At 69.6% G+C, this 21,357-nt stretch carries 16 protein-coding genes; 10 read left to right on the top strand and 6 right to left on the bottom strand.

Going from position 1 to position 21,357, the window contains the following annotated elements; translation table 11 throughout:
- Window positions 1–179 precede the first annotated feature (179 nt).
- Both typA and M2271_RS40405 read right to left on the bottom strand, forming a co-directional pair.
- Window positions 180–2,087 (bottom strand): translational GTPase TypA, encoded by a 1,908-nt coding sequence (gene typA / locus M2271_RS40410; protein ID WP_280892458.1) that lies wholly within the window; start codon window positions 2,085–2,087, stop codon window positions 180–182.
- Between the two features lie 423 nt (window positions 2,088–2,510).
- On the bottom strand, window positions 2,511–4,907 hold the full coding sequence (locus tag M2271_RS40405; protein ID WP_280892457.1) for an ABC transporter family substrate-binding protein: 2,397 nt from the start codon (window positions 4,905–4,907) through the stop codon (window positions 2,511–2,513).
- Between the two features lie 457 nt (window positions 4,908–5,364).
- Between M2271_RS40405 and M2271_RS40400 the strand changes: the two genes are divergently transcribed.
- The 4 genes from M2271_RS40400 (at window position 5,365) to M2271_RS40385 (ending at window position 9,485) form a co-directional block, all read left to right on the top strand.
- Window positions 5,365–5,655 (top strand): hypothetical protein, encoded by a 291-nt coding sequence (locus M2271_RS40400; protein WP_280892456.1) that lies wholly within the window; start codon window positions 5,365–5,367, stop codon window positions 5,653–5,655.
- Window positions 5,656–5,820: 165 nt separating this feature from the next.
- The gene (locus M2271_RS40395; RefSeq protein ID WP_280892462.1) at window positions 5,821–6,579 is read left to right on the top strand and encodes a hypothetical protein; all 759 of its coding nucleotides are present in this window, start codon (window positions 5,821–5,823) and stop codon (window positions 6,577–6,579) included.
- Window positions 6,580–6,603: 24 nt separating this feature from the next.
- Window positions 6,604–8,718 carry a fumarate reductase/succinate dehydrogenase flavoprotein subunit gene (locus tag M2271_RS40390; protein ID WP_280892455.1) on the top strand — a complete coding sequence of 705 codons (2,115 nt, stop codon included), beginning with the start codon at window positions 6,604–6,606 and terminating at the stop codon, window positions 8,716–8,718.
- Window positions 8,715–9,485, top strand: coding sequence for a succinate dehydrogenase/fumarate reductase iron-sulfur subunit (locus M2271_RS40385; protein ID WP_280892454.1), 771 nt, complete (start codon window positions 8,715–8,717; stop codon window positions 9,483–9,485). Before M2271_RS40390 ends, M2271_RS40385 begins: the two co-directional genes overlap by 4 nt.
- A gap of 86 nt (window positions 9,486–9,571) precedes the next feature.
- Here M2271_RS40385 and M2271_RS40380 read toward each other — a convergent pair whose 3' ends face one another.
- Entirely contained in the window at window positions 9,572–10,066 is a 495-nt protein-coding gene (locus tag M2271_RS40380) for a hypothetical protein (protein ID WP_280892453.1), read from the bottom strand.
- The gene (locus M2271_RS40375) at window positions 10,066–10,413 is read right to left on the bottom strand and encodes a hypothetical protein (protein WP_280892452.1); all 348 of its coding nucleotides are present in this window, start codon (window positions 10,411–10,413) and stop codon (window positions 10,066–10,068) included. The genes M2271_RS40380 and M2271_RS40375 overlap by 1 nt, the downstream gene beginning before the upstream one ends.
- A gap of 47 nt (window positions 10,414–10,460) precedes the next feature.
- Here M2271_RS40375 and M2271_RS40370 point away from each other — a divergent pair, with 47 nt between their 5' ends.
- Complete coding sequence (locus tag M2271_RS40370) at window positions 10,461–12,428, top strand: tachylectin-related carbohydrate-binding protein (protein ID WP_280892451.1); 1,968 nt, start codon at window positions 10,461–10,463, stop codon at window positions 12,426–12,428.
- 149 nt (window positions 12,429–12,577) lie between these two features.
- Here the strand turns inward: M2271_RS40370 and M2271_RS40365 are convergent, their stop codons facing one another.
- The gene (locus tag M2271_RS40365) at window positions 12,578–13,528 is read right to left on the bottom strand and encodes a class I SAM-dependent methyltransferase (RefSeq protein ID WP_280892450.1); all 951 of its coding nucleotides are present in this window, start codon (window positions 13,526–13,528) and stop codon (window positions 12,578–12,580) included.
- A gap of 157 nt (window positions 13,529–13,685) precedes the next feature.
- Window positions 13,686–14,915, bottom strand: a complete 1,230-nt coding sequence (locus tag M2271_RS40360; protein ID WP_280892449.1) for a glycosyl hydrolase family 18 protein — start codon at window positions 14,913–14,915, stop codon at window positions 13,686–13,688.
- Window positions 14,916–14,998: 83 nt separating this feature from the next.
- On the opposite strand from M2271_RS40360, the gene M2271_RS40355 reads away from it, so the two are divergent.
- From M2271_RS40355 to M2271_RS40335, 5 genes are all read left to right on the top strand, one after another.
- Window positions 14,999–16,633 carry a hypothetical protein gene (locus M2271_RS40355; protein WP_348539232.1) on the top strand — a complete coding sequence of 545 codons (1,635 nt, stop codon included), beginning with the start codon at window positions 14,999–15,001 and terminating at the stop codon, window positions 16,631–16,633.
- A gap of 133 nt (window positions 16,634–16,766) precedes the next feature.
- Window positions 16,767–19,616: a hypothetical protein gene (locus M2271_RS40350; RefSeq protein WP_280892460.1), complete on the top strand. Its 2,850-nt coding sequence runs from the start codon at window positions 16,767–16,769 to the stop codon at window positions 19,614–19,616.
- Window positions 19,617–19,628: 12 nt separating this feature from the next.
- A complete protein-coding gene (locus M2271_RS40345) occupies window positions 19,629–20,480 on the top strand; it encodes an immunity 49 family protein (protein ID WP_280892448.1) in 852 nt (283 codons plus the stop codon).
- Window positions 20,481–20,540: 60 nt separating this feature from the next.
- The gene (locus M2271_RS40340; RefSeq protein WP_280892447.1) at window positions 20,541–20,891 is read left to right on the top strand and encodes a hypothetical protein; all 351 of its coding nucleotides are present in this window, start codon (window positions 20,541–20,543) and stop codon (window positions 20,889–20,891) included.
- On the top strand, window positions 20,864–21,253 hold the full coding sequence (locus M2271_RS40335; RefSeq protein ID WP_280892446.1) for an immunity 49 family protein: 390 nt from the start codon (window positions 20,864–20,866) through the stop codon (window positions 21,251–21,253). Before M2271_RS40340 ends, M2271_RS40335 begins: the two co-directional genes overlap by 28 nt.
- The last annotated feature ends 104 nt before the right edge of the window (window positions 21,254–21,357 follow it).

The raw sequence follows: 21,357 nt of genomic DNA, 5'->3' as shown, positions 1-21,357 counted from the left end.
GGGCGGGGGGCCACGGGGGGTTTAGGGGTGGGGGGCCCGGGCGCCCTTGGCGGGCCCCCCGGGCAAAACCAGGGTTTTCCCCTCCCCCCCGGGGGGGGGCGGGGGCCCCCCGCGGGGGGGGGGGGGGGGGCCCGGCGTGTCCGTGCAGAGACCGTGCGTCAGCCGTGGCAGACCGTGCGTCAGCCGTGCTTGGCGCGGCTCGCGGATCGGCCGCGCTCCTTCTGGTCGAGGACGACCTTGCGGATGCGGACGGCCTCCGGGGTCACCTCGACGCACTCGTCGTCGCGGCAGAACTCCAGGGACTGCTCCAGGGAGAGCTTGCGCGGCGGGACGATCGCCTCGAACGAGTCGGCGGCGGCGGAGCGCATGTTGGTGAGCTTCTTCTCCTTGGTGATGTTCACGTCCATGTCGTCGGCGCGGGAGTTCTCGCCGACGATCATGCCCTCGTACACCTCGGTGCCGGGGTCGGTGAACAGCACGCCGCGCTCCTGGAGGTTCGTCATCGCGAAGGCGGTGACGGAGCCCGCGCGGTCGGCGACCAGCGAACCGTTGTTACGGGTCGTCAGGGTGCCGAACCACGGCTCAAGGCCCTCGTGGATGGAGTGGGCGATGCCCGTGCCGCGCGTGCCGGTCAGGAACTCGGTCCGGAAGCCGATGAGGCCGCGGGAGGGGACGACGAACTCCAGGCGGACCCAGCCCGAGCCGTGGTTCGACATGTTGTCCATGCGGCCCTTACGGACGCCCATGAGCTGCGTGACCGCGCCCATGTGCTCCTCGGGCACGTCGATCGTCATGCGCTCGACCGGCTCGTACGTCTTGCCGTCGACCTGCTGGGTGACCACCTGGGGCTTGCCGATGGTCAGCTCGAAGCCCTCGCGGCGCATCTGCTCGACCAGGATGGCGAGCGCCAGCTCACCGCGGCCCTGGACCTCCCACGCGTCCGGGCGCTCGGTGTCCAGCACGCGGAGCGAGACGTTACCGACCAGCTCGCGGTCCAGACGGTCCTTGACCTGGCGGGCCGTGACCTTGCGGTCCTTGACCGCGGCCTTGTTCTCCGCGCCCTTGCCGGTGCCGCCCCGGCCGACCAGCGGCGAGGTGTTCGTACCGATGGTCATCGAGATCGCGGGTTCGTCGACCGTGATCAGCGGGAGCGGAATGGGGTTCTCGGGGTCGGCGAGGGTCTCGCCGATCATGATGTCCGGGATACCCGCGACGGCACAGATGTCACCCGGGCCGGCCTTCTCGGCGGGCTTGCGGGTGAGCGCCTCGGTCATCAGCAGCTCGGTGATGCGGACGTTGGACAGGGTGCCGTCACGCTTGATCCACGTGACGGTCTGGCCCTTGCGCAGCTCGCCCTGCTCGACGCGGAGCAGCGCGATACGGCCGAGGAAGTTGTCGGCGTCCAGGTTGGTGACGTGCGCCTGGAGCGGAGCCTCCGCGTCGTACTCGGGGGCCGGGACGTGCGACAGGATCGTGGTGAAGAACGGTTCCAGGCTGTCGCTGTCGGCCGGGACGGTGCCGTCCTCCGGCTTGGTCAGCGAGGCGACACCGTCACGCGCACAGGCGTAGACGATGGGGAACTCGATCTGCTCCTCGTCGGCGTCGAGGTCGAGGAAGAGGTCGTAGGCCTCGTTGACCACCTCGTCGATGCGCGAGTCGGGACGGTCCGTCTTGTTGATGCACAGGATGACGGGCAGGCGGGCCTGCAGCGCCTTGCGCAGCACGAAGCGGGTCTGCGGCAGCGGGCCCTCGGAGGCGTCCACGAGCAGGACCACCGCGTCCACCATGGACAGACCGCGCTCGACCTCGCCGCCGAAGTCGGCGTGGCCGGGGGTGTCGATGATGTTGATGGTGATGACATCGCTGCCATCCTTCGGGTGGTACTTGACGGCCGTGTTCTTGGCCAGGATCGTGATGCCCTTCTCACGCTCCAGGTCGTTCGAGTCCATCATGCGGTCGTCGAGCGATTCGGCGGCGTGCGCGGCGAAGGCACCGGCCTGCTTCAGCATGGCGTCGACGAGGGTCGTCTTGCCGTGGTCGACGTGGGCGACGATGGCGACGTTGCGGATGTCGTGGCGCGTGGCCATATTGCGGCGTACTCCCAGCAGTGTGAGGAAGGGGCCTGCGCGTAGATCACTGATACGCGGACCCTGCCGGGCTGAACATGCCACGGCCTCACCCCATGGTACGGGGCCGCCGCCGCTGGGGTTCCCCCGGCCGTGCCGAGGGTACTGCGGGGCAGCTCAGGCGTGCTTCGCCGCCGCGGATCCGGCCGGTCAGGCCCCGCGAGCCGGGTACGGACGCCCGGCGCCCGGCGCCCGCACCATGAGCGCTGGGAGGCTCATGGCGCGGGCGCGGTGTGGGGGTGTGCGGGCGCCGGGCGGGTGCGGTGTGCGGGCGCCGGGCGGGTGCGGTGTGCGGGCGCCGGGCGGGTGCGGTGTGCGGGCGCCGGGCGGGTGCGGGTGTGCAGGTGTGCGGATACCTGAGCTACGGCGCCGGGTCGGCGCTGGTCAGCCGCCGGACGACGGGCTCGACGAGGGCATCTTCGCAGCGTTCTTGAGGAAGCCCATGTCCTCGTAGACCGGAGTCTGGAAGCCGAAGGCGCCGGCGTTGACGAGGGCCTTGCGAGCCGCCATGAGCTGGGGGCGCTGGTAGAGGGGGATGGAGCCGGCGGCCGCCCAGATACGGGAGTCCGCCTTGCGGATCAGGCTGCGGTTCTCGTCCTGGTCGAGTGTGGCGGCCGCCTGGTCGAAGAGCTGGTCGACCTGGTCGGTGCCGACCCGGGTGTAGTTCTGCTCGACGTTCAGGGAACCGTCGGCGGCCGGTACCGGCTTGGCGAAGATGGGGCGGGCGTCGGTCGCGGGGAAGGCGGACGCGGGCCAGGAGTACAGCGCGAGGTCGTACTGGCCGGACGCGATGTGGTCCTTGAAGTAGCTCTCGTCCGCGACCTTGGTGACCTCGGTACGGATGCCGACCTTCTCCAGCATCCGCGTGATCCGGTCGGCGACGGTCCACAGGGACTGCGAGCCGGGGCCCGAGGGGAGCACGAAGCGGAGGGTGAGCGGCTTGCCGTCCTTGGCGAGCGGACCGGCCGCGGCGCCCGCCGGTGCGGCGGTTCCCTTGGGGGCGTACGCGCCGGGCACAGTGCCCTGGGTCAGCTCGTTCGCGTACTGCTTGCGGTCCTGGGCGAGGTGTGGGGAGCCTTCCCCGGCATCCCCGCTCTGGTCGTGCTGCTCGTGCTGCCGGTACTGCTTGTGTTGCTCGTTCTGCTTCTGCTCCCGGGCGGCCTCGCGGTGCGCCTTGTCGTCACCGCCCGACGAGCGCTTGTCGTCCTTCCCGGACTCCCCGTCCTTCCCGGAGTTCTCGTCCTTCCCGGACTCCCCGTCCTTCCCGGAGTTCTCGTCCTTCCCGGAGTTCTCGTCCTTCCCGGAGTTCTCGTCCTTCCCGGAGTTCTCGTCCTTCCCGGAGCCCTCGCTCTTCTCGGGCCCGCCGGACTTCTCGCTCTCCGCGCCGGCCGCCTTCTCGCCCTTCTTCTTCTCCTTGGCCGGGTCGCCCGGCATCCACCCGGCGTCCGCGAGCAGCGCCTGCGCCTCCGCGGTGTTATGGCCGCCGAGTGCGTCGCTGTTGTCGGCGTAGGCGTCCTGTCCGGCCAGCGCGAGGTGGCTGCCGACGGGCACCGCGGGCAGGCCGAGCGGCTTGAGGACGAGCTTCGCCAGTTCCCCCCGGTCGAGGGCGCGGGCCACGGCCCGGCGGACCCGCTCGTCGGCGAGCGGACCGTCGGCGCCGTTGAGGGCCAGCTGGGTGTAGGCGGGCTCCAGTGACTTGCGTACCTCGAAGTCCTGGAGGGCCGCCTGCTGACGCCGGCGCTTCGCGCTCGCCCCGCGCTCCTTCTGTTCCGCGCCCGCCTTCTCGTCGGCGTCGGCCCCGGTCTCCTCGTCGGCGCCGGCACCGGTCTCCTTGTCCTCACCGGTCCCGGTCTCCTTGCCCTCGCCGGCCCCCGTCTCCCCGTCCGCGCCCTTCTTGCCGCCGGCCCCCTGGAGCAGGGTGGCGGTGGCCTTGGCGCGGGCGGCGAGGGTGATGCTCCCGGCCGCCTCGGGGTCGATCTCGGCCAGGTCGACCGTCCCGGCCGCCAGTGCGGCGGCCCGCTTGTCGCGCGGTACGGCCGCCAGCACGATCTCGGTCAGCTTGGCGGGGCTGCCCCACCAGCGCGGGTTGCGGGTGAGGGTGACCTCGTCGTCCTGGCTGTCCACTTTCTTCACGGTGAACGGACCGGCGGTGACCTTCAGCTTCCGCCTGGCCCCGTCGTTGAAGGAGTCCGGGCTGCCCGTGACGTCCTTCGGGTACAGCGGCGAGAACAGCGACTGCCAGTCGGCGTACGGCCGCCCGAAGGTGACCTTGACCTCCAGGTCGTTCGCCCCGCGCTCGATCTTCTCGATGCGCTCGTACCCGGCGTTGCGGGCCGTCCAGTACGCCGTGTCCTTGCCGGACAGGGCACGCCACTGCGCGGCGAAGTCGGCGGCGGCGACCTCCCGGCCGTCGCTCCACACCGCCTGCTGGTTCAGCTTGTACAGCACGATCTGCTTGGGCTCGGTCTCGACGACCTTCGCGGACTCCAGGAAGTCGGGGTCGCGCTCCGGCCGCCCGTTCCTGTCCAGCCGGAACATCGACGGCAGCACGGCCTGGGCGACGCGGGTGGTGGTGGCGTCCGCGTCCGACTGGAAGGTGTTCAAGGTCTCCGGTACGGCGTCCACGGCCCAGCGCAGGGTGCCGCCGTCGGCGATCGCGGCGCGGGCGGCCGGTGCGATGTCCTGTCCGGCGACGGGCTTGCCCGCCTCGTCCTCGGAGCTGCATCCGGTGAGCACGGACACCGCGAGCGCGCTCCCGGTCAGGAAGGCGACCGAGCGCATGACAGCGCCGGGCGCCGCGCGGCAGGCGGTCGATCGACGAGAGGGCCTGGGTCCGACGCCGTCGTGGGACATCTCTGCGTACCTCCGGGAAGCCGCCCCATTCGCAATTGCGGGTTATGATCACGTTTGGGGGTATATGGAGCTGATCAGATGTATTCAGATGTGCACAGCCACTGAAGAGGAAGGGGTTCACCAGCCGACGGCGACACGTCGGCCACGGCGGGAAGCCCACCCGTGCGGCGCAACGCACCGCACAGCGGCCCCCGACGCCACCCATCAGGCATCGACCCCGGCACGCGCGGAGCGCGCACAGAGCGTGCGAGGGAGCGCACGGAAGGTTTGCAGTACGCCAATCGCTACACATGCCTTCACATCGCGAGGTGTGACGCGCAACACTCGCAGGCGCATGAGCGTTTGGCGCCCAGGGCACACCCGCCCACGGAAGTGAGGTCACGCCATGTCCGTGCACGACGAACTGACGTCAGTCCAGCGCTGCCTCGAGGATCTGGCCCGCTCGGTCGGACGCCTGGAGCAGCAGGTCGGCAGCGGCGGGCTCGAGATGCGCCGCGTCCGCGTCGACACCAACCACCTGCGCGAGAGCGTCGCGCTGCTGCGTGAGGCGTCGTCCACGCCCGTCACGCCCAAGCGCCCCGATCTCGTCACCATCCCCGACACCCCGTACGACGACTCGCTGTGGATCGACACGGACGACGAAGGACTCGGCGCCCGCGACCGCCACGCACCCTGAGACCGAGTCGGCCCTCTGAGCCGTCCGGAGTCCCGACCCGACCGGAGTCATGCATTGGCCACTGGTACGGAACCCCCAGCCACAGAAGACCCCCATCCGTCAGGCGCCCGTCCGTCAGACGCCCGTCCCTCGCGAGTCGGCGTACGCACGCGTACGCGCGCCGCGATCGACGCCCCGCACCTGCGCACCGACCGCTGGTGGCTGGCCCCCGCCGCCACGGCGGCCGGTCTGCTGGCGTTCATCGTGTACTCGACCTGGCGGGCGTTCGCCAACGCCGACTACTACGCGGCGCCGTACGTCTCGCCGTTCTACTCACCGTGCCTCGCGGAGAACTGCGACACCATGCGCCACGGTCCCAACTTTGACCTGTTCGGTGGCTGGTGGGGCATCTCGCCCGCGATCATCATCCTGATCTTCCCGCTCGGCTTCCGCCTGACCTGCTACTACTACCGCAAGGCCTACTACCGGGGCTTCTGGGCCTCGCCCCCGGCCTGCGCGGTGGCCGAGCCGCACAAGAAGTACACGGGTGAGACCCGCTTCCCCCTGGTGCTGCAGAACATCCACCGGTACTTCTTCTACGCCGCGATCGTCGTCGCCGGGATCCTGACCTACGACACCGTGCTCTCCTTCCGCGACGAGCACTACGCCTGGGGCCACATGGGCCTCGGGACCTTGGTCTTCCTGGTCAACATCCTGCTGATCTGGACGTACACGCTGTCCTGCCACTCCTGCCGGCACATAGTGGGCGGCAAGCTCAAGCACTTCTCCAGGCATCCCGTTCGCTACCGGGCGTGGCAGTTCGTCGGGAAGCTCAACGCCCGCCACATGCTGCTGGCCTGGGCGTCGCTGGTGAGTGTGGCGCTCGCCGACTTCTACGTGTATCTCGTCGCATCCGGCGCCTTCGACGATCCGCGCTTCTTCTAGAGAAGAGATGGGTGGGACCTTCAGATGACCGTGGTCGACCGACAGGAGTGGGACGTCGTCGTGGTCGGCGCCGGGGGTGCCGGACTGCGCGCCGCCATCGAGGCCCGCGAGCGGGGCGCCCGTACGGCCGTGATCTGCAAGTCGCTGTTCGGCAAGGCGCACACGGTGATGGCCGAGGGCGGCATCGCGGCGGCGATGGGCAACGTCAACTCCGGGGACAACTGGCAGGTCCACTTCCGCGACACCCTGCGCGGCGGCAAGTTCCTCAACCAGTGGCGGATGGCAGAGCTGCACGCGCAGGAGGCACCGCAGCGGGTGTGGGAGCTGGAGACCTGGGGCGCCCTGTTCGACCGTACGAAGGACGGCCGGATCTCGCAGCGCAACTTCGGCGGCCACGAGTACCCGCGCCTCGCGCACGTCGGCGACCGGACCGGCCTGGAGCTGATCCGCACGCTCCAGCAGAAGATCGTGTCGCTGCAGCAGCAGGACTTCGAGGAGACCGGCGACTACGAGTCCCGGCTGAAGGTGTACCAGGAGTACACGGTCACCCGCGTCCTCAAGACCGTGTCCGACAGCGGGACCGTGTCCGACAGCGGGACCGTGTCCGACAGCGAGCCCGTGCCCGACAGCGAGCCCGTGTCCGACAGCGACTCCGCCGCGGGCTCACGCGTGAGCGGCGTCTTCGGCTACCAGCGGGAGTCCGGCCGTTTCTTCGTCCTCGAAGCCCCGGCCGTGGTGATCGCGACCGGCGGCATCGGCAAGTCGTTCAAGGTGACGTCGAACTCGTGGGAGTACACGGGCGACGGCCACGCGCTGGCGCTGCTCGCCGGCGCTCCCCTGCTGAACATGGAGTTCGTGCAGTTCCACCCGACCGGGATGGTCTGGCCGCCGTCGGTGAAGGGGATCCTCGTCACCGAGTCGGTGCGCGGTGACGGCGGGGTGCTCAGGAACTCCGAGGGCAAGCGGTTCATGTTCGACTACATCCCGGACGTCTTCAAGGAGAAGTACGCGGAGTCGGAGGAGGAGGGCGACCGCTGGTACGAGGACCCGGACCACAACCGACGCCCGCCCGAACTGCTCCCCCGTGACGAGGTGGCCCGGGCGATCAACTCCGAGGTGAAGGCGGGCCGCGGCTCCCCACACGGCGGGGTCTTCCTGGACGTGTCGACGCGGATGCCCGCCGAGGCGATCCGGCGCCGTCTCCCCTCCATGTACCACCAGTTCAAGGAGCTGGCGGACGTCGACATCACCGCGGAGGCGATGGAGGTCGGGCCCACCTGTCACTACGTGATGGGCGGTATCGCGGTCGAGTCCGACACGGCGGCCGCCCGCGGGGTGCCGGGGCTGTACGCCGCGGGCGAGGTGGCCGGCGGCATGCACGGCTCCAACCGGCTGGGCGGCAACTCGCTCTCCGACCTGCTGGTGTTCGGGCGTCGGGCCGGCTGGCACGCCGCCGAGTACGCGAGGGGCCTCACGGGGAGCCGCCCCTCGGTCGATGACGCCCAGGTCGACACGGCGGCGGCGGAGGCGCTGCGGCCGTTCTCGGCAGAGGGCCTGGAACCCGCGGGAGGGCCGCCGGAGAACCCGTACACCCTCCACCAGGAACTCCAGCAGACCATGAACGACCTCGTCGGCATCATCCGCCGCGACGCGGAGATGCGGCAGGCCCTTCAGAAGCTGGCCAACCTGCGGGTACGGGCCCGCCGGGCCGGCGTCGAGGGCCACCGCCAGTTCAACCCCGGCTGGCATCTGTCCCTGGACCTCAGGAACATGCTCCTGGTCAGCGAGTGCGTGGCCCGGGCCGCTCTGGAACGCACCGAGTCGCGCGGCGGCCACACCCGGGAGGACCACCCGGCGATGGAGCGCGAGTGGCGCCGCCTCAACCTGCTGTGCCAACTCACGGATGCCACCGGGGGGTTGGTGGATGCCGCCGACGGATTGACGGATTCCACCGGCGGGCTGGTGGAATCCACCGCCAGGTTGACGGATCCCACTGGCGGGTTGACGGCCACCGACCCGGTGCGGGGCCAGATCGACCTCACCCGCGAGACCACCGAACCCGTCCGCCCCGACCTGCTCGCCCTCTTCGACAAGGAGGAGCTGGTCAAGTACCTCGCCGAAGAGGAGCTGTACGAATGAGCAGCTACGACGCCCGCTTCAAGGTGTGGCGGGGTGATGTGAAGGGCGGCGGCCTGGAGGACTTCAAGGTCGAGGTGAACGACGGTGAGGTCGTCCTCGACATCATCCACCGCCTCCAAGCCACCCAGGCCCCCGACCTCGCCGTCCGCTGGAACTGCAAGGCGGGCAAGTGCGGTTCGTGCTCGGCGGAGATCAACGGCCGCCCGCGCCTGATGTGCATGACCCGTATGTCGGTGTTCGCCCCCGAGGACACGATCACCGTCACACCGCTCAGGGCCTTCCCGGTGGTCCGCGACCTCGTCACGGACGTCGGCTTCAACTACACGAAGGCGCGCGAGGTCCCGGCGTTCGTACCGCCCGAGGGTCTCGGCCCGGGCGAGTACCGGATGATGCAGGAGGACGTGGACCGGTCGCAGGAGTTCCGCAAGTGCATCGAGTGCTTCCTGTGCCAGGACACCTGCCATGTGGTCCGCGACCACGAGGAGAACAAGACGGCGTTCGCCGGCCCGCGCTTCCTGATGCGGGTCGCGGAGCTGGACATGCACCCTCTGGACGCGGCCGCCGAGTCCGGCCTGGACCGCAAGAAGGCGGCCCAGGACGAACACGGACTCGGCTACTGCAACATCACCAAGTGCTGCACGGAGGTCTGCCCCGAGGGCATCAAGATCACGGACAACGCGCTGATCCCACTGAAGGAACGGGCCGTCGACCGCAAGTACGACCCGCTCGTGTGGCTGGGGGACAAGATCCGGCGGCGGTCGTCGTAGGGGTGTCTGGGCCGGGTGGACGTGGGAACTGACGGCCAGCCCTCACACGCCCTGGCCTTCCCCACCCTCACCCCGAGGGGCGAGGGTCACCCCTCGCCGCGGCCCGGGGCGAGGGCGGAGCGGTAGTACCCCAGCCGGGCCTCGTCCTCGTCCACGAATTCCAGAATGTCGAACGCAGCCTCGGCGTCCCCTGACGCGGCCTCGGCATACAACACCACGATGCCCTCACGCACCGCGGCGATGCACTCCTCCTCCAGATCGGGGCGACCGGCCTCGATCTCGCTTTGATGCGATTCCCCGGTCACGAGGTACTCCAGCATTCCCAGGAAGTGTCCCCTGACGGAGTCGTGCAGAGCCTCCCCCAGTGCCGTGAGCATCACCGGCACGGCGTGCGGGGCCGCCTCAAAGAGCATGCTCTGCACCTCAAGGTGGTTCTCCAAGGTGTACCCGACCGTCTCCTGCATGCTCCGGGCGTCCAGCAGCCTGCTGAACGACTCCGTCAGATGCGCACCCGACTGTCCGCAGCCGCAGCGCAGTGCTGACCAGTCGTGGCGTCGCAGTTCCCGTATCGATGCCCTCATCAGTTCCCGATCATCCATGGTCCTTCGGGGTCGTAGATGACACTGTGCACGAAGTTGTCAGGAGAATAGTTGCCCTGACAGGTCGTGCAGATCTCCTTCTCATTGAGAATCTTGCCGTTCCCATCGCCGAAGTCCTCGCGCCGGATCGCTCTGGTGAACGTCACGTCGTCCGCATCCCAGCCCGTGTGACTGAGGATGTTCGGCTCGGCGCAGCTGCCGTTGCCCGAGCAACCCACCGCGATGTCCCCCGTCTTCTTGTGCACGGCGGCCGTGTACGTACGCGACTTCGCCTTGCCCGTCGCCCTCTCTGCCGCCTCGTACCGCAGGCCGGTGGCTTCCGAGATCACCTGACTGAAACTGCAACGTTCACCGCAGGACTCTTAGCGTCCACGTCATGAACGGACTTTCACCTCGCGCACTCATCTCCGCCACTACTCTGGCCGCGTCCCTGGCGACCGCCCTTCCGCTCACCGGCGCACTGCCCTCCTCTTCAGCAGCGGCTGCGGTGTCGCTGACCTGCAACTCCCTCGGAGCCACATACACCCTCGATTCCGCCGGCAAGCTCAACAGAACCACCATGCCGGACCCGGCGGTCGGCAACGCCCTGCCCGCCAGCAGCACCATCGACACCACCTGGACCGGCTACGCCCATATGCTCGCCGGCCCTGGCGGGACCTTCTACGGCATCAAGTCGGACGGGCTGTCCTACAGCCACCGGATCACCTCCGGCAACATCTGGGACGTCCACCACCGCAAGATCAGCTCAGCCTTCACACAGTTCAGGGCTGCCGACCGGATCGACGACATCACCATCGACCGCGGCGGCTACATATGGACCCTCTCCGGCGAGTTCAACGACCTGCGCTGGTGGCGCTACGACGCGACCGCCGACGAGTTCGTCGCGGGCAGCGGCAAGATCCTCGACATGGGCTGGAACTACGCCGCCATCTACGCGGGCGACCTCGGCGTCATCTACGGCCGTGACGCGACCGACGGCAAGCTCTACCGCTCGCGCTACGACTACACCAGCCAGCGCTGGATCGAACGCCATGTGCTGGAGTCCGCCGCCGACTGGAGCGACACCAAGTTCATGCCGTCGTACGGCGGTGACACGCTGTTCCGCGTCAAGGGCGGCGGCTCGGTCACGCACTACCGCTTCGACGAGGACATCCGCGACTGGCCCGTCTACAACAAGCAGGTCGAGGCGTCCGGCTGGGCCGGCTACGTCTCGGTCTCGGCCGCGCCCGACGCGTGCAGGCTCAACGTCAACCACACGCCCGCGGCGACATCCGTGCCGTTGGAGTCGTACACCCCCAACTCCGTCATGCAGGCCTCCGACGGCAAGCTGGAGCTCGCCTACACCGACAACATCGGCCGCCTGGTCCATGGCCGCACCGACCCGGCCGACATCAACGGCGCCCAGTGGACGGTGATCTCCGGCCAAGATGCCTTCACCGGCCGGCCCTCGCTCTCCGCACACACCGACGGCCGCGTCGTCGTCACCGCCCACAACACCTCCGGCAACATCTGGCAGCGCAACCAGACCGCCGCGAGCAGCGCCGACTGGGGCAACTGGATCGATCTGGCCGGCGCCATGCAACAGCACGCCGTCACCGGCAAGACCCCCACCGGTCTCATGACCCAGTTCGCCCTCGACGCCAACGGCAAGCCCTGGTACCGCATCCAGCAGCGCGCCAACGTCGACTTCATGGGCTGGATGCCGCTGTCCGGCACCGGCTTCACCGGCCCCCTCACCGCCGTCACCGTGCGCGACGGCGTCCAGCTCTTCGGCAGGAAGGCCGACGGCACCCTCTCCACCGCCCTCTTCAAGGAGGCAGGCACACTCTCGGCATGGACCGGCATGGGCGCCCAGGCCATCGCCGGCACCCCGTCCGTCGTCGTCTACCCCGGCTACCGCAAGCGTGTCTTCGCCACGGACCCGAGCGGCAACGTGATCACCACCAGCCAGGCCGTCGAGGGCGGGGCCTACGGAGCCTGGGCAACCCTCGCCGGCGTCACCGCGCAGGGCTCCCCCAGCGCCGTGATCTCCCCACTGACCGGCCTCACCGAGGTCGTCGTCCGCGGCACCGACGGCTACCTCCACAACACCGGCGAGACCACCCAGGGCAGCGGTGCCTGGCGCGACTGGCAGCAGGTGAGCTTCGAAGCGTCGGCCACCGAGCCGACCGCGTTCACCTACACCAACCCCACCGGTCCGACCTGGGCCTACACCTTCCGTACCGCCGACAACCAGACCCGCATCTACCAGGTCCAGCAGACCTCCTCGCTCAGCGCGATGCGCTCCGCTGCCGACGCGCCGGACTTCAAGGGCAGCAAGCTGCCCACCCCGCCAGCCAAGTGATCACACCGTAGAGGAAGCCGTGGCGGCCCGATGTCCGCCACGGCTCCGCTTCCGCTGCCGCCTCCCTGCCCTGCCCCCTTCCCGTCCGGCACGGGGGCAGGGCAGGGCAGGGTAGGCCCGGCGGCGGCCTTCCTCGGGGTGCGGCCTCGTCAGGCCGAGGCCCTCAGGTATCCCGAGTGCGCCACATGACCGAGGAAGGTGAACCGGGTCTCGCCGGCCATGTGCTTCTCGAATGCCTCCTTGATGCCCGGCCACTTGGGGTGCCCGAAGTCGTCCAGGACGACGATGCCGCCGGGCGCGATGATCTGCTCGGCCCACTCCAGGTCCGCCGCGACACCGGCGGCGGAGTGGTCGCCGTCGACGATGATCACGCCGTAGGAACGGTCGGAGATCAGCGCGCGCAGCTCCGGGTCCTCGGAGAAGCCCTGCTGAACCCGGGTCGCCGCACCGGCCGCGCCCGCGAGAGCCAGGTTGACGCGCACCGCGGCGCCCTGCACGGGGGTGCCCGAGGCGTCATCGCGCATGCTGGCCCCCGGCTGCAGCTGCGTGCCCGCGAGCGGATCGACGATCGTCAGCTTCGGCTCCCGTCCGGCGCGCTCCATCATGCGGATCAGGGCCGCGCCGAACATCCCGTACAGGGTGCCGATCTCCAGGACTTCGTCGTTCGGCGGGTCCAGCAGCGGTACGGCCGACAGTTTGCCGACGATGTTCATCGTGCCGCCGGCGATCCGGCCGACCCCGAGCGCCTCCATCGCGATGAGCAGCCGGAACGCCTGGGCGACATTGCGCTCGGAGCCGTCCTTGTCCCCCGTGACCTGCGCCAGCTCGTCGATCGCCTGGTTGATGTGGTGCGCGGACGGCAGCCGGGCCATGCCGCGCCCGGTGCCGTCGAAGAACAGTTCCAGGGGGCGCAGGCGGCTGCGCAATTTCTTCAGTTCCTCCTGCAGCGCCGCGTCCGAGGTGCTTGCGGCAGCCGTGGTGCTCCTGACCGTCGAGCCGTCCCGGAGGGCGCGGCGGACATGGCGCTCTATGCGCTGATCTATGAGGTCGGCTATTGGGCGCAGCGTGCGCCGGGCAGCCTTGCTGGTGAGAAACGGCATCCCTGGACGCTAGGGCGCCCACAGCCCGCCCACAACTAACGGAAACCCCCACACAGGCGAAGCACACATGACGTCTGGGCCACGGGACGCTTAACCCCGTCGCCCGGCCAGGCCACGGCAGGGCTCGCTGTGCGTACGACCCACGGTGGGGCCCCCGTCAGCGCACCCAGCCGTCCCGGTACGCCCTCCAGTCCCCCGCCTCGGCCGCGAAGTCCACGTACAGCGCGACGCCGAAGTCGGGGCGGTCGGCGTCCGTGCGGGAGAGGCCGAGACGGACGCCGCGGACGGCGGCGGGGACGGTCTCGGCGTGGTTCCAGTGGCCGAACCGGTTCTCGTGGAAGAAGGGCAGGCCCATGAGCAGGTCGGTCGACCGGGGGGTGACCTCCAGGGCCAGGGAGGTCTGCTGGGCGACATAGCCGCCGTACGTGCTCTCCAGCGGCTGCATCGTGTCGTACGACATCACCGCGATCTGGTCGACCCGGCGAGCGACCTGCCCGAAGAACTTCTGGGACCACCACTTCGGGTGCCCGGCGACAGTGCCCCAGAAGGAGTGGAACGCCGGAACCGGGTCGATCTGGTGTGCGGCGACCGACAGCTGCGCGTCCCGGGCGCGGGTGACACGGCGCAGGGAGTCGAGGAGGGTGAGGTAGTTCCGGTCGCCCGAGTGCAGCGGCTCCAGGTCGAAGTGGACGCCGTCGAAACCGGTGGCCAGGATCTGCCGGGTGGACTCGACGACGGCCGCGCGGGTCTCCGGGCGCTCCAGACGCATGCCGTCCGGGCTCTCGCTGGCGAGCACGTCGCCCAGCCAGGCCTGGACGCGGATACCGGGCGCGGCACGGTGTACGGCGTCGATGAACCAACGCGCCCTGGGATAAACCGATGCGGGAAGCGTGCCGTCGTGCTCCAGCGGGCCCGAGTGGACGTACAGGTCGCGGATCCCGGTGGTCTCCAGGCTGCGGGCCAGCGTGGCGACGTCGGCATCCTTCTTCCGCCCGTCGACCCACGCGTGGCCGAGCCAGATCGCGTCCTTGTTCCTGGTGTACGTCCCGTCGGCCGGGTCGCCGGTGTAGTTCACGCGGAGTGAGATCTGGGCGGCGAGGACGGGAAGGACGACGATCAGGACGAGGCCGAGGGCGACCCGGCGGGCCCAGCGCGCCCAGGGCCGGGGTCTGGATCCCGGGGGCGGCTCAGGGGTTGCTCGCTCGGCGTCGTCGAGCGGGCCTTCCTCGGCCGGGCCTTCCTCAACCGGGCCTTCCTCGGCCGGGACTTCCTCGGCCGGGCCTTCCTCAACCAGGCCTTCCTCAACCGGGCCTTCTTTGATCGCGCCCGCTTCGACCGCACCCTCCTCCACCGTGGGTGTCTCCCCCGTACGCCCGCTGCGTTCCATGCCACTCCCCCTCCGTTGTCCCTCTTACCTCGCCCACCCCACCCCGGTCGCGCTCCGGCATTCCTGCTCATACGCTCCGAAATGTGACGTCATCCTTGAGCCGGAGCCGCCCGCGGCACGCCGCCGCGCACATATCCGCGCGGGTGTGGCTTGCCGTGCTGGGCAGTGCGGTCGCGATCGTGTGGCTGGTGTTGCCGGGGATGACGATCAGCGCCGATGGTCCGGTTGCGATACGCACCGACGCTCCGGCCCCGGTCGGGACACACACCGCCGCCTCGGCCCCCGTCACCCGGGCCGGCCGCCCCGGCACGAGTGCGAGCGCCGCCGCCCCCGAGGGGGACAGCTCGTCCACCGCCGACCTCGTCGTGCCGCTCGTCGCGGTCGGCGCCGCCGCCGTACTCGCCGGGTACGGATACCTACGGCGCACCCGGCGGGCCCGGACCCGCACGACCCCCGCCGGTTTCCCCGCCGTCCCGCCCGTCCCGCCACCTGCCGAGCTGGACGAACAGTCCCGTGCCCTGCTCGCCGAGGCCGACGACTGGGTCCGCACCAGCCGTGAGGAACTCGGCTTCGCCGAGGCCCGGTTCGGCTCCGAGGCCGTCGCCCCCTTCGCCCGGGCCGTACAGGACGCGCAGTTCGAGCTGTCCGCCGCCTTCCTGATCCGGCGGCAGTACGAGGCCGGCGTCCCGGCGGACGAGGCGTCCCGACGGCACGTCCTCGCGGGGATCGTGGGCCGGTGCCAGGAGGCCGGGCAGCGGCTGGACACGGAGGCGCCCGGATTCGACCAACTCCGTGCGCTGGAACGGGAGTCCGGCGAGGCCCTGACGGTCGCCGAGACCCGGTTCCGGGAGCTGGCCGCGCGCACGGGAGCCACGGAGGCGACCCTCACGGACGTCACCGAGCGCTACCCTCCCTCCGCGTCCGCCCCGGTCACCGGGTACGTCGAACAGGCCAAGGACCGCCTGGTGTTCGCCACCACCCACCTCAACCAGGCCCGCCAGGAGGCCGACCGGACCGACCCCGACCGCACGGCCCACCACCTGCGCGCCGCCGAGGCCGCCGTGTCCCAGGCCGCCGTCCTGCTCACCGCAGTGGACCGACTCGCCGCCGAACTCAGCACGGCGACAGCCCTGCTGCCGGCGGCCCTGACCGGAGCGGAGGCAGAGCTGGCAGAGGTGCGGGGACCAGCCGGCGAGGGCGCAGCAGCGGGCGTGCTGCCTGCCCACGTCCGCCACGTCGATGCCGTCCTGGCCGCCGTACGGCATGACGTGACCGGTGGCCCGTACGACCCCCTCGGCGCCCTGCGGCAGATCGTGGAAGCGACCGAGCCGCTCGCGGTGGGGCGGACCGGGGTGCTGTCGGCGGCCGGGCTGCTCGTGGCCCGGAGTACGACCGCCCTGGCGGACGCGTTCATCGAGACGCACCGGGGTGCCGCGGGCAGCGGGGCCCGGCTCCGGCTGGCCGAGGCCCGGCGGGCGCTCACCGCCGCCCCTCCGGATCACTTCACGGCCGACGCCCTGGCCCGGGAGTCCCGCGAACTCGCCGAACGGGACGTACGCCTGCACGGCAACCCGGTCGCCGGAGCGGCCGAGCCTACGAACGGGGTCAGCGGGGCCGTCCTCGGCGGGATCCTGCTCTCCGGTGCCCCGGACGGCGGCCGACCGCCCAGCTACGGCGGCCCCCGCACCCGAGCACGCCGCAACTCCCCTTCAGAATAAGAAACTTTTCCCGGCGCACAGTCCCCCAGGCACCCCTCAAACCACTACAAGACCGCGCACGCCCATTTGTATGATGATGCGATCTTAGGTGAGATGGCCTGGTGGTAACGCGAACGAGCGGGGGCAGTTGAGCGTGATCAAGCCGGATCAGATACCCCAGTTCACGGGGAACTTGACGCAGCTGGAGACGGACTACGCGGACCTGAAGAAGGACGCGGGTGACGTCCGTAAGACCGGCGTGGATGTGCACTCCCAGTTCCAGGGCCTGTCGGCGTACTACACGGCTCCGGAGGCGGAGCAGTTGTTCGCGACGACGAAGCCGGTGCAGGAGCGGGCGGACGGTTTCGCCACGGACCTGGAGACGGTGTCGGGTGCGTTGTCGTCGTACGCGACGGAGGTCCGCCCCCTCGTCGACAAGCTGAAGCAGCTGAAGGCCGACGCCACGTCGTTCGTCTCCTCCGTCAAGGACGATGACGACTGGGAGTACGACGAGGACAAGGTCGACAGACACAACCAGATCCGCGACGACATCACCGCGACGGTGGCGGCGTTCTGGGCGGCGGAACGCACCTGCCACAACAAGATCACGACGTTGTGGGGCGGCACGCAGATGGTCGCCGGGGACGGCTCGGACCGTAAGGACCAGTACGGCTTCGCCGCCGACGATCTGAAGAACGCGAAGCTTCCCTGGGGTGACCCGGTGGAGGAGAAGCATCACTGGTACGAGGTCGGCCACTGGGTGAAGTCGTTCGTGTGGGACGGCCTGATCGTGGACGGTATCTGGGGCACCATCAAGGGCCTGGGCACCCTGGTCGGTTTCGGCGGCTGGGACGCGATGGGCCAGGCCTGGAAGGGCCTCGCCCAGCTGGCGACCGGTCTGGCTCTTGCCTCGATCCCGGGTGTCGGTACGGCGTTCTGGTTGCTGCCGGACGACAAGCTCCCGTCCTGGATCCGTGATTCGCGTACCGCGATGAAGGAGACGGGCAAGGCGCTGGTGGCGTGGGACGAGTGGGGCAAGAACCCCGGCCGTGCGGCCGGGGCGGTCACCTTCAACGTCCTGACGACCGTGTTCACGGGCGGTGCCGGAGCCGGTGTGGCGGGGGCCGGCAAGGCGGGCGCGGTGGCGAAGGTCCTGTCGGTGGCGGGGAAGGCAGGCCGGGTCATCGACCCGATGACCTACATCGCCAAGGGCGCGGGCGCGGGCCTGTCGAAGATCGGCGACATCGCGAAGGGGCTGAAGGGTGTCGGCGCGATCGACATCCCCACTCTCCCGGAGAACGCGTTCACCCTGCCCGAAGGCGCGGTCAAACTCCCCGACGGCACCCTGCACCTCCCCGAGGGCACCGCCATCCCGGAGGGCGCCACCCGACTGCCCGACGGCACCGTCCAACTCCCGCACGACACCCCGGTCCTCCCGGCCGGCACGACGAAACTGCCGAGCGTGGAAGGCTCCCCGGCCCACTACATGGACGGCGACGGCAACCTCCTCGACCACCACGGCAACGTCATCGACAGCGTCGACAACGCCCCCACGGACGTGGTCGACAAGCCGACCTCGGGCAACCCGGCATCGGGCGCGGACGTGCCACGAGTCGACTCCCCGGCCCGGGAACCGGCGCTGGTCGGCGCGGGCACCCACACCGCCGACCAGGCCGGCCAGTCGGTCAAGCTGGGCAACAGCCTGGACACCAACCTCGGCGACGTGGGGCGGGTGGGCGAGGACGTGCCGGGAGGCCGCCCGGACGCCACACTGGGCGGCACAGCAGGCCACGCACCCGGCGGTCACGCGGGTGACCACCTGCCCACGAACGACCTGAACAACCCGCTCCGGCAGGGCAATGGTGACGCACCATCCACGGGCGTCAGCCACCCGGACACCCCCTCGACCGCTGACCACACCAACGGCACCGGCCATTCGGACGCGCCGTCCACGAACGGCCCCCATACCGACAGCTCGGGCACGGGCGGCGGCCACCATGAACTCCCCTCGACGGGCGGCGTCCACCCTGGCGGGCTGGATGACGCAGCCCATGGCATGGAGGACGCGACACACCGTACAGACGACTCCGCCCAGCGGGCGGAGTACGAGGCTGCGCGCGAGAAGTCGGCTGACCAACGAACGCCTGCCGAGCGAGCAGCGATCACCCGCGAACACGTCCGGCTCGCCAACGAGGATCCGACCTGGCGCGCGGAGCACTACGACAAGTGGGGGCCTGGCAAGCGCAACAACGCCGAGGCCATGGTTGACGGCCAGCTCCTGCCGAAGCTCGCCGAGAAGCCGGGTGGCGGCTGGATGGCCGCCGACAACCTGCCCTACGCGAACCCGGAGCGGTTCCACCTCAATCCTTTGCAGCGAGGCCGGGAGACGGTCCTCCCCAATGAACTCAATCACCTCGACGACCACGCAGCCAGGCGCCTGGCAGGCATGGACCTGTCTACCGCCGAGACGGCATACAAGGCCCACCCGTCCAGCGAGACTGCAAGGGCGCTCACCGAAGCGCAAGACCACTTCAATGCGACGGTTGGCGAGGGGGTCTCCAACAACACCAAGCTCGGCGAGGCCCTCGGCGAGGAAGCCGCGCGTCGACACATGCTCCTGCAGAAGGAGTTCGAGGGAGCCTACGAGATCGCCGACTTGCCTGAGACGGCCAACGGCTCGAAGAGGTTCGACCAGCTTTGGCGGGACAAGGATGGCAACCTCATCATCGTTGAGGCGAAAGGACCCGCCGGGCGGCTGGATTGGCGCCAGGGCAATGGGTCCCTCGACCGCAGCACCCTGGTGAAGCAGGGAACCATCGAGTACGTCCGGACGATCGTGGCCGACATGGAGCAGCGCGCGTTCGCCTCGCCGAAGGACGCCAAGTATGCCGCCGAAATCAAGACGGCCATCCAGCAGAAGACCCTGCGGTACGTCCTCGTCCAGGCCACCGAGAACACTGGTCAGTATGCTGGCGCCACACTCAAGAACTTCAAGATCTTCTAAAGGAGAAGCGCGTTGGTCTCGACCATTCCCCGCCACCCCTTTCCCACGGGGAACGCGGAAGAAGGCCTCGCCGTGCTCCAGGAGAACGCGCAGGGGTTGATCGACGGTCTGGAGGCGGATTCCACCAGTCTGGGCGATGCGGTGAGCACCACGCTCACGCTGGCGCAGGCCCACTGCCTGATGGACCCGCGGGGATCGATTTTCCCCACGTGGGACGCCTGGGTCACCGCGATGCAGGTCGGCTCCGCATTGTTTGCCGCCGCGACCACGACGGAGGAGCAGGTGGAGTGCCGCATCGCGCACAAGGACCGCACGCTCCAGGCCACCGGTCCGCAGTGGTACGTGCACCCCGGTAGTTGGCTCGCCTCTTTCTACCTGGCCGTGGTGTGCCGGGAACAGGACAGGATCACGGCACTGTGCCGCGTACCGCTGTCCCTGCTGCGGGAAAACGGTTCGCAGTTTGACGAGTTCGAGTACGCGTGGATCGACGCCCTCCAGACCTACTGGCTCGGCGGTACCGACCTCGGCTCCAAGCTCGTAGCCGCCGTCGACGGCACGGAAGCGGAAACCGTCACCGACCCGGAGACGGCGGGCAAACTGCTGTATCCGCCGATGGAAATGTTTCACCGCGTCGTCCGCAAGGACGAGGCCGGCTTCCAGCGGGCTCTCTCAGCGGCCCTCCAATGGCACAAGGAGTACTGGACCGACGAAAGTCGAGCAGACATGATCTCCGGCCTTGTCGCCCTCGCCCCACTCGCCATCGCCTGCTTCGCCCATGACGCCGGCATTCCCATCGAGGTCGAATCCGAGTACCTGCCCGCCGCCCTCCTCGGACGTAACTGGTGCGGGGAGTTCCCCACGTAAGGCAAGCTCCACCAGTCGGACTCAAGAGTCCTTCGACATCTACCAGGAAGGATGCCGGTGGTGCTCTCTGTTCCGCGGCACGCCTTTGAAAGGGACGACGTCCCGGGCCGTGAGCCCGTACTGAGCCGAGGCGTCGTCTGGGCTCTGGAGGACCTGCAAGAGTCCCCGATGGCGGTCCGGATCGCCATGTCCGACTCGCTGCTCCTGGCCCAGGAGCGAGCAGCGGCCGATCCCCCGGCGGAGTGGCTGGAGACGTGGGAGACGTGGGTGACCGCCATGCAGTCTGGTTCGGCGATGTTCGCCGCAGCGACCACGCCCGAGGCGAGCACGGCGTGCCTCATCCACCACGAGGTACGGTCCGTTCTCGCCACGGGCCCGCATGGGTGGAGACGCTGCAGGCCTACTGGCTGAGCCGGCCGGAACTCGGCGAGAAACTGGTCGAGGCGGCACAAGGCCTTGCGCCCGAAGCGGCTCCGATTGCCGGGCCCGAGGCAACCACGAAAGTGATATGGCCCGTCGGCGACCTGTTCCACCTATTCGGCGCAGCTGACCACGAGCAGTTCAACCAGTCCCTGGCGAACGCTCTCACCCTGCACAAGCCGTACTGGACCGCGGACGAGGGCCACGCCAACGACGTGCGAGGGCTCGTCGCCGTCGGCCCGTTGGCTATGGCGTGCCTCGCGTACGACGCGGGATTCCCTGTCGAGGTCGAGTCCGACTACCTCCCCAAGCACCTGCTCAAGGGCACCTGGGTGGGCGAGTTCCCTACGTGATACACACGGGTTGACGGCCTCAGCCTGAAACAGGGCAACCTGGACTACATCGTGGTCAAGGGAGAGAGGAACTCCGGTGAGTACGCTGGCTACCGTATGAGGGA

The sequence above is a fragment of the Streptomyces sp. LBL genome (assembly GCF_029893585.1).
Lineage (GTDB): Bacteria > Actinomycetota > Actinomycetes > Streptomycetales > Streptomycetaceae > Streptomyces.
Note: the sequence above shows the minus strand (reverse complement) of the source record. Positions and strands in the feature narration are given on the sequence as shown.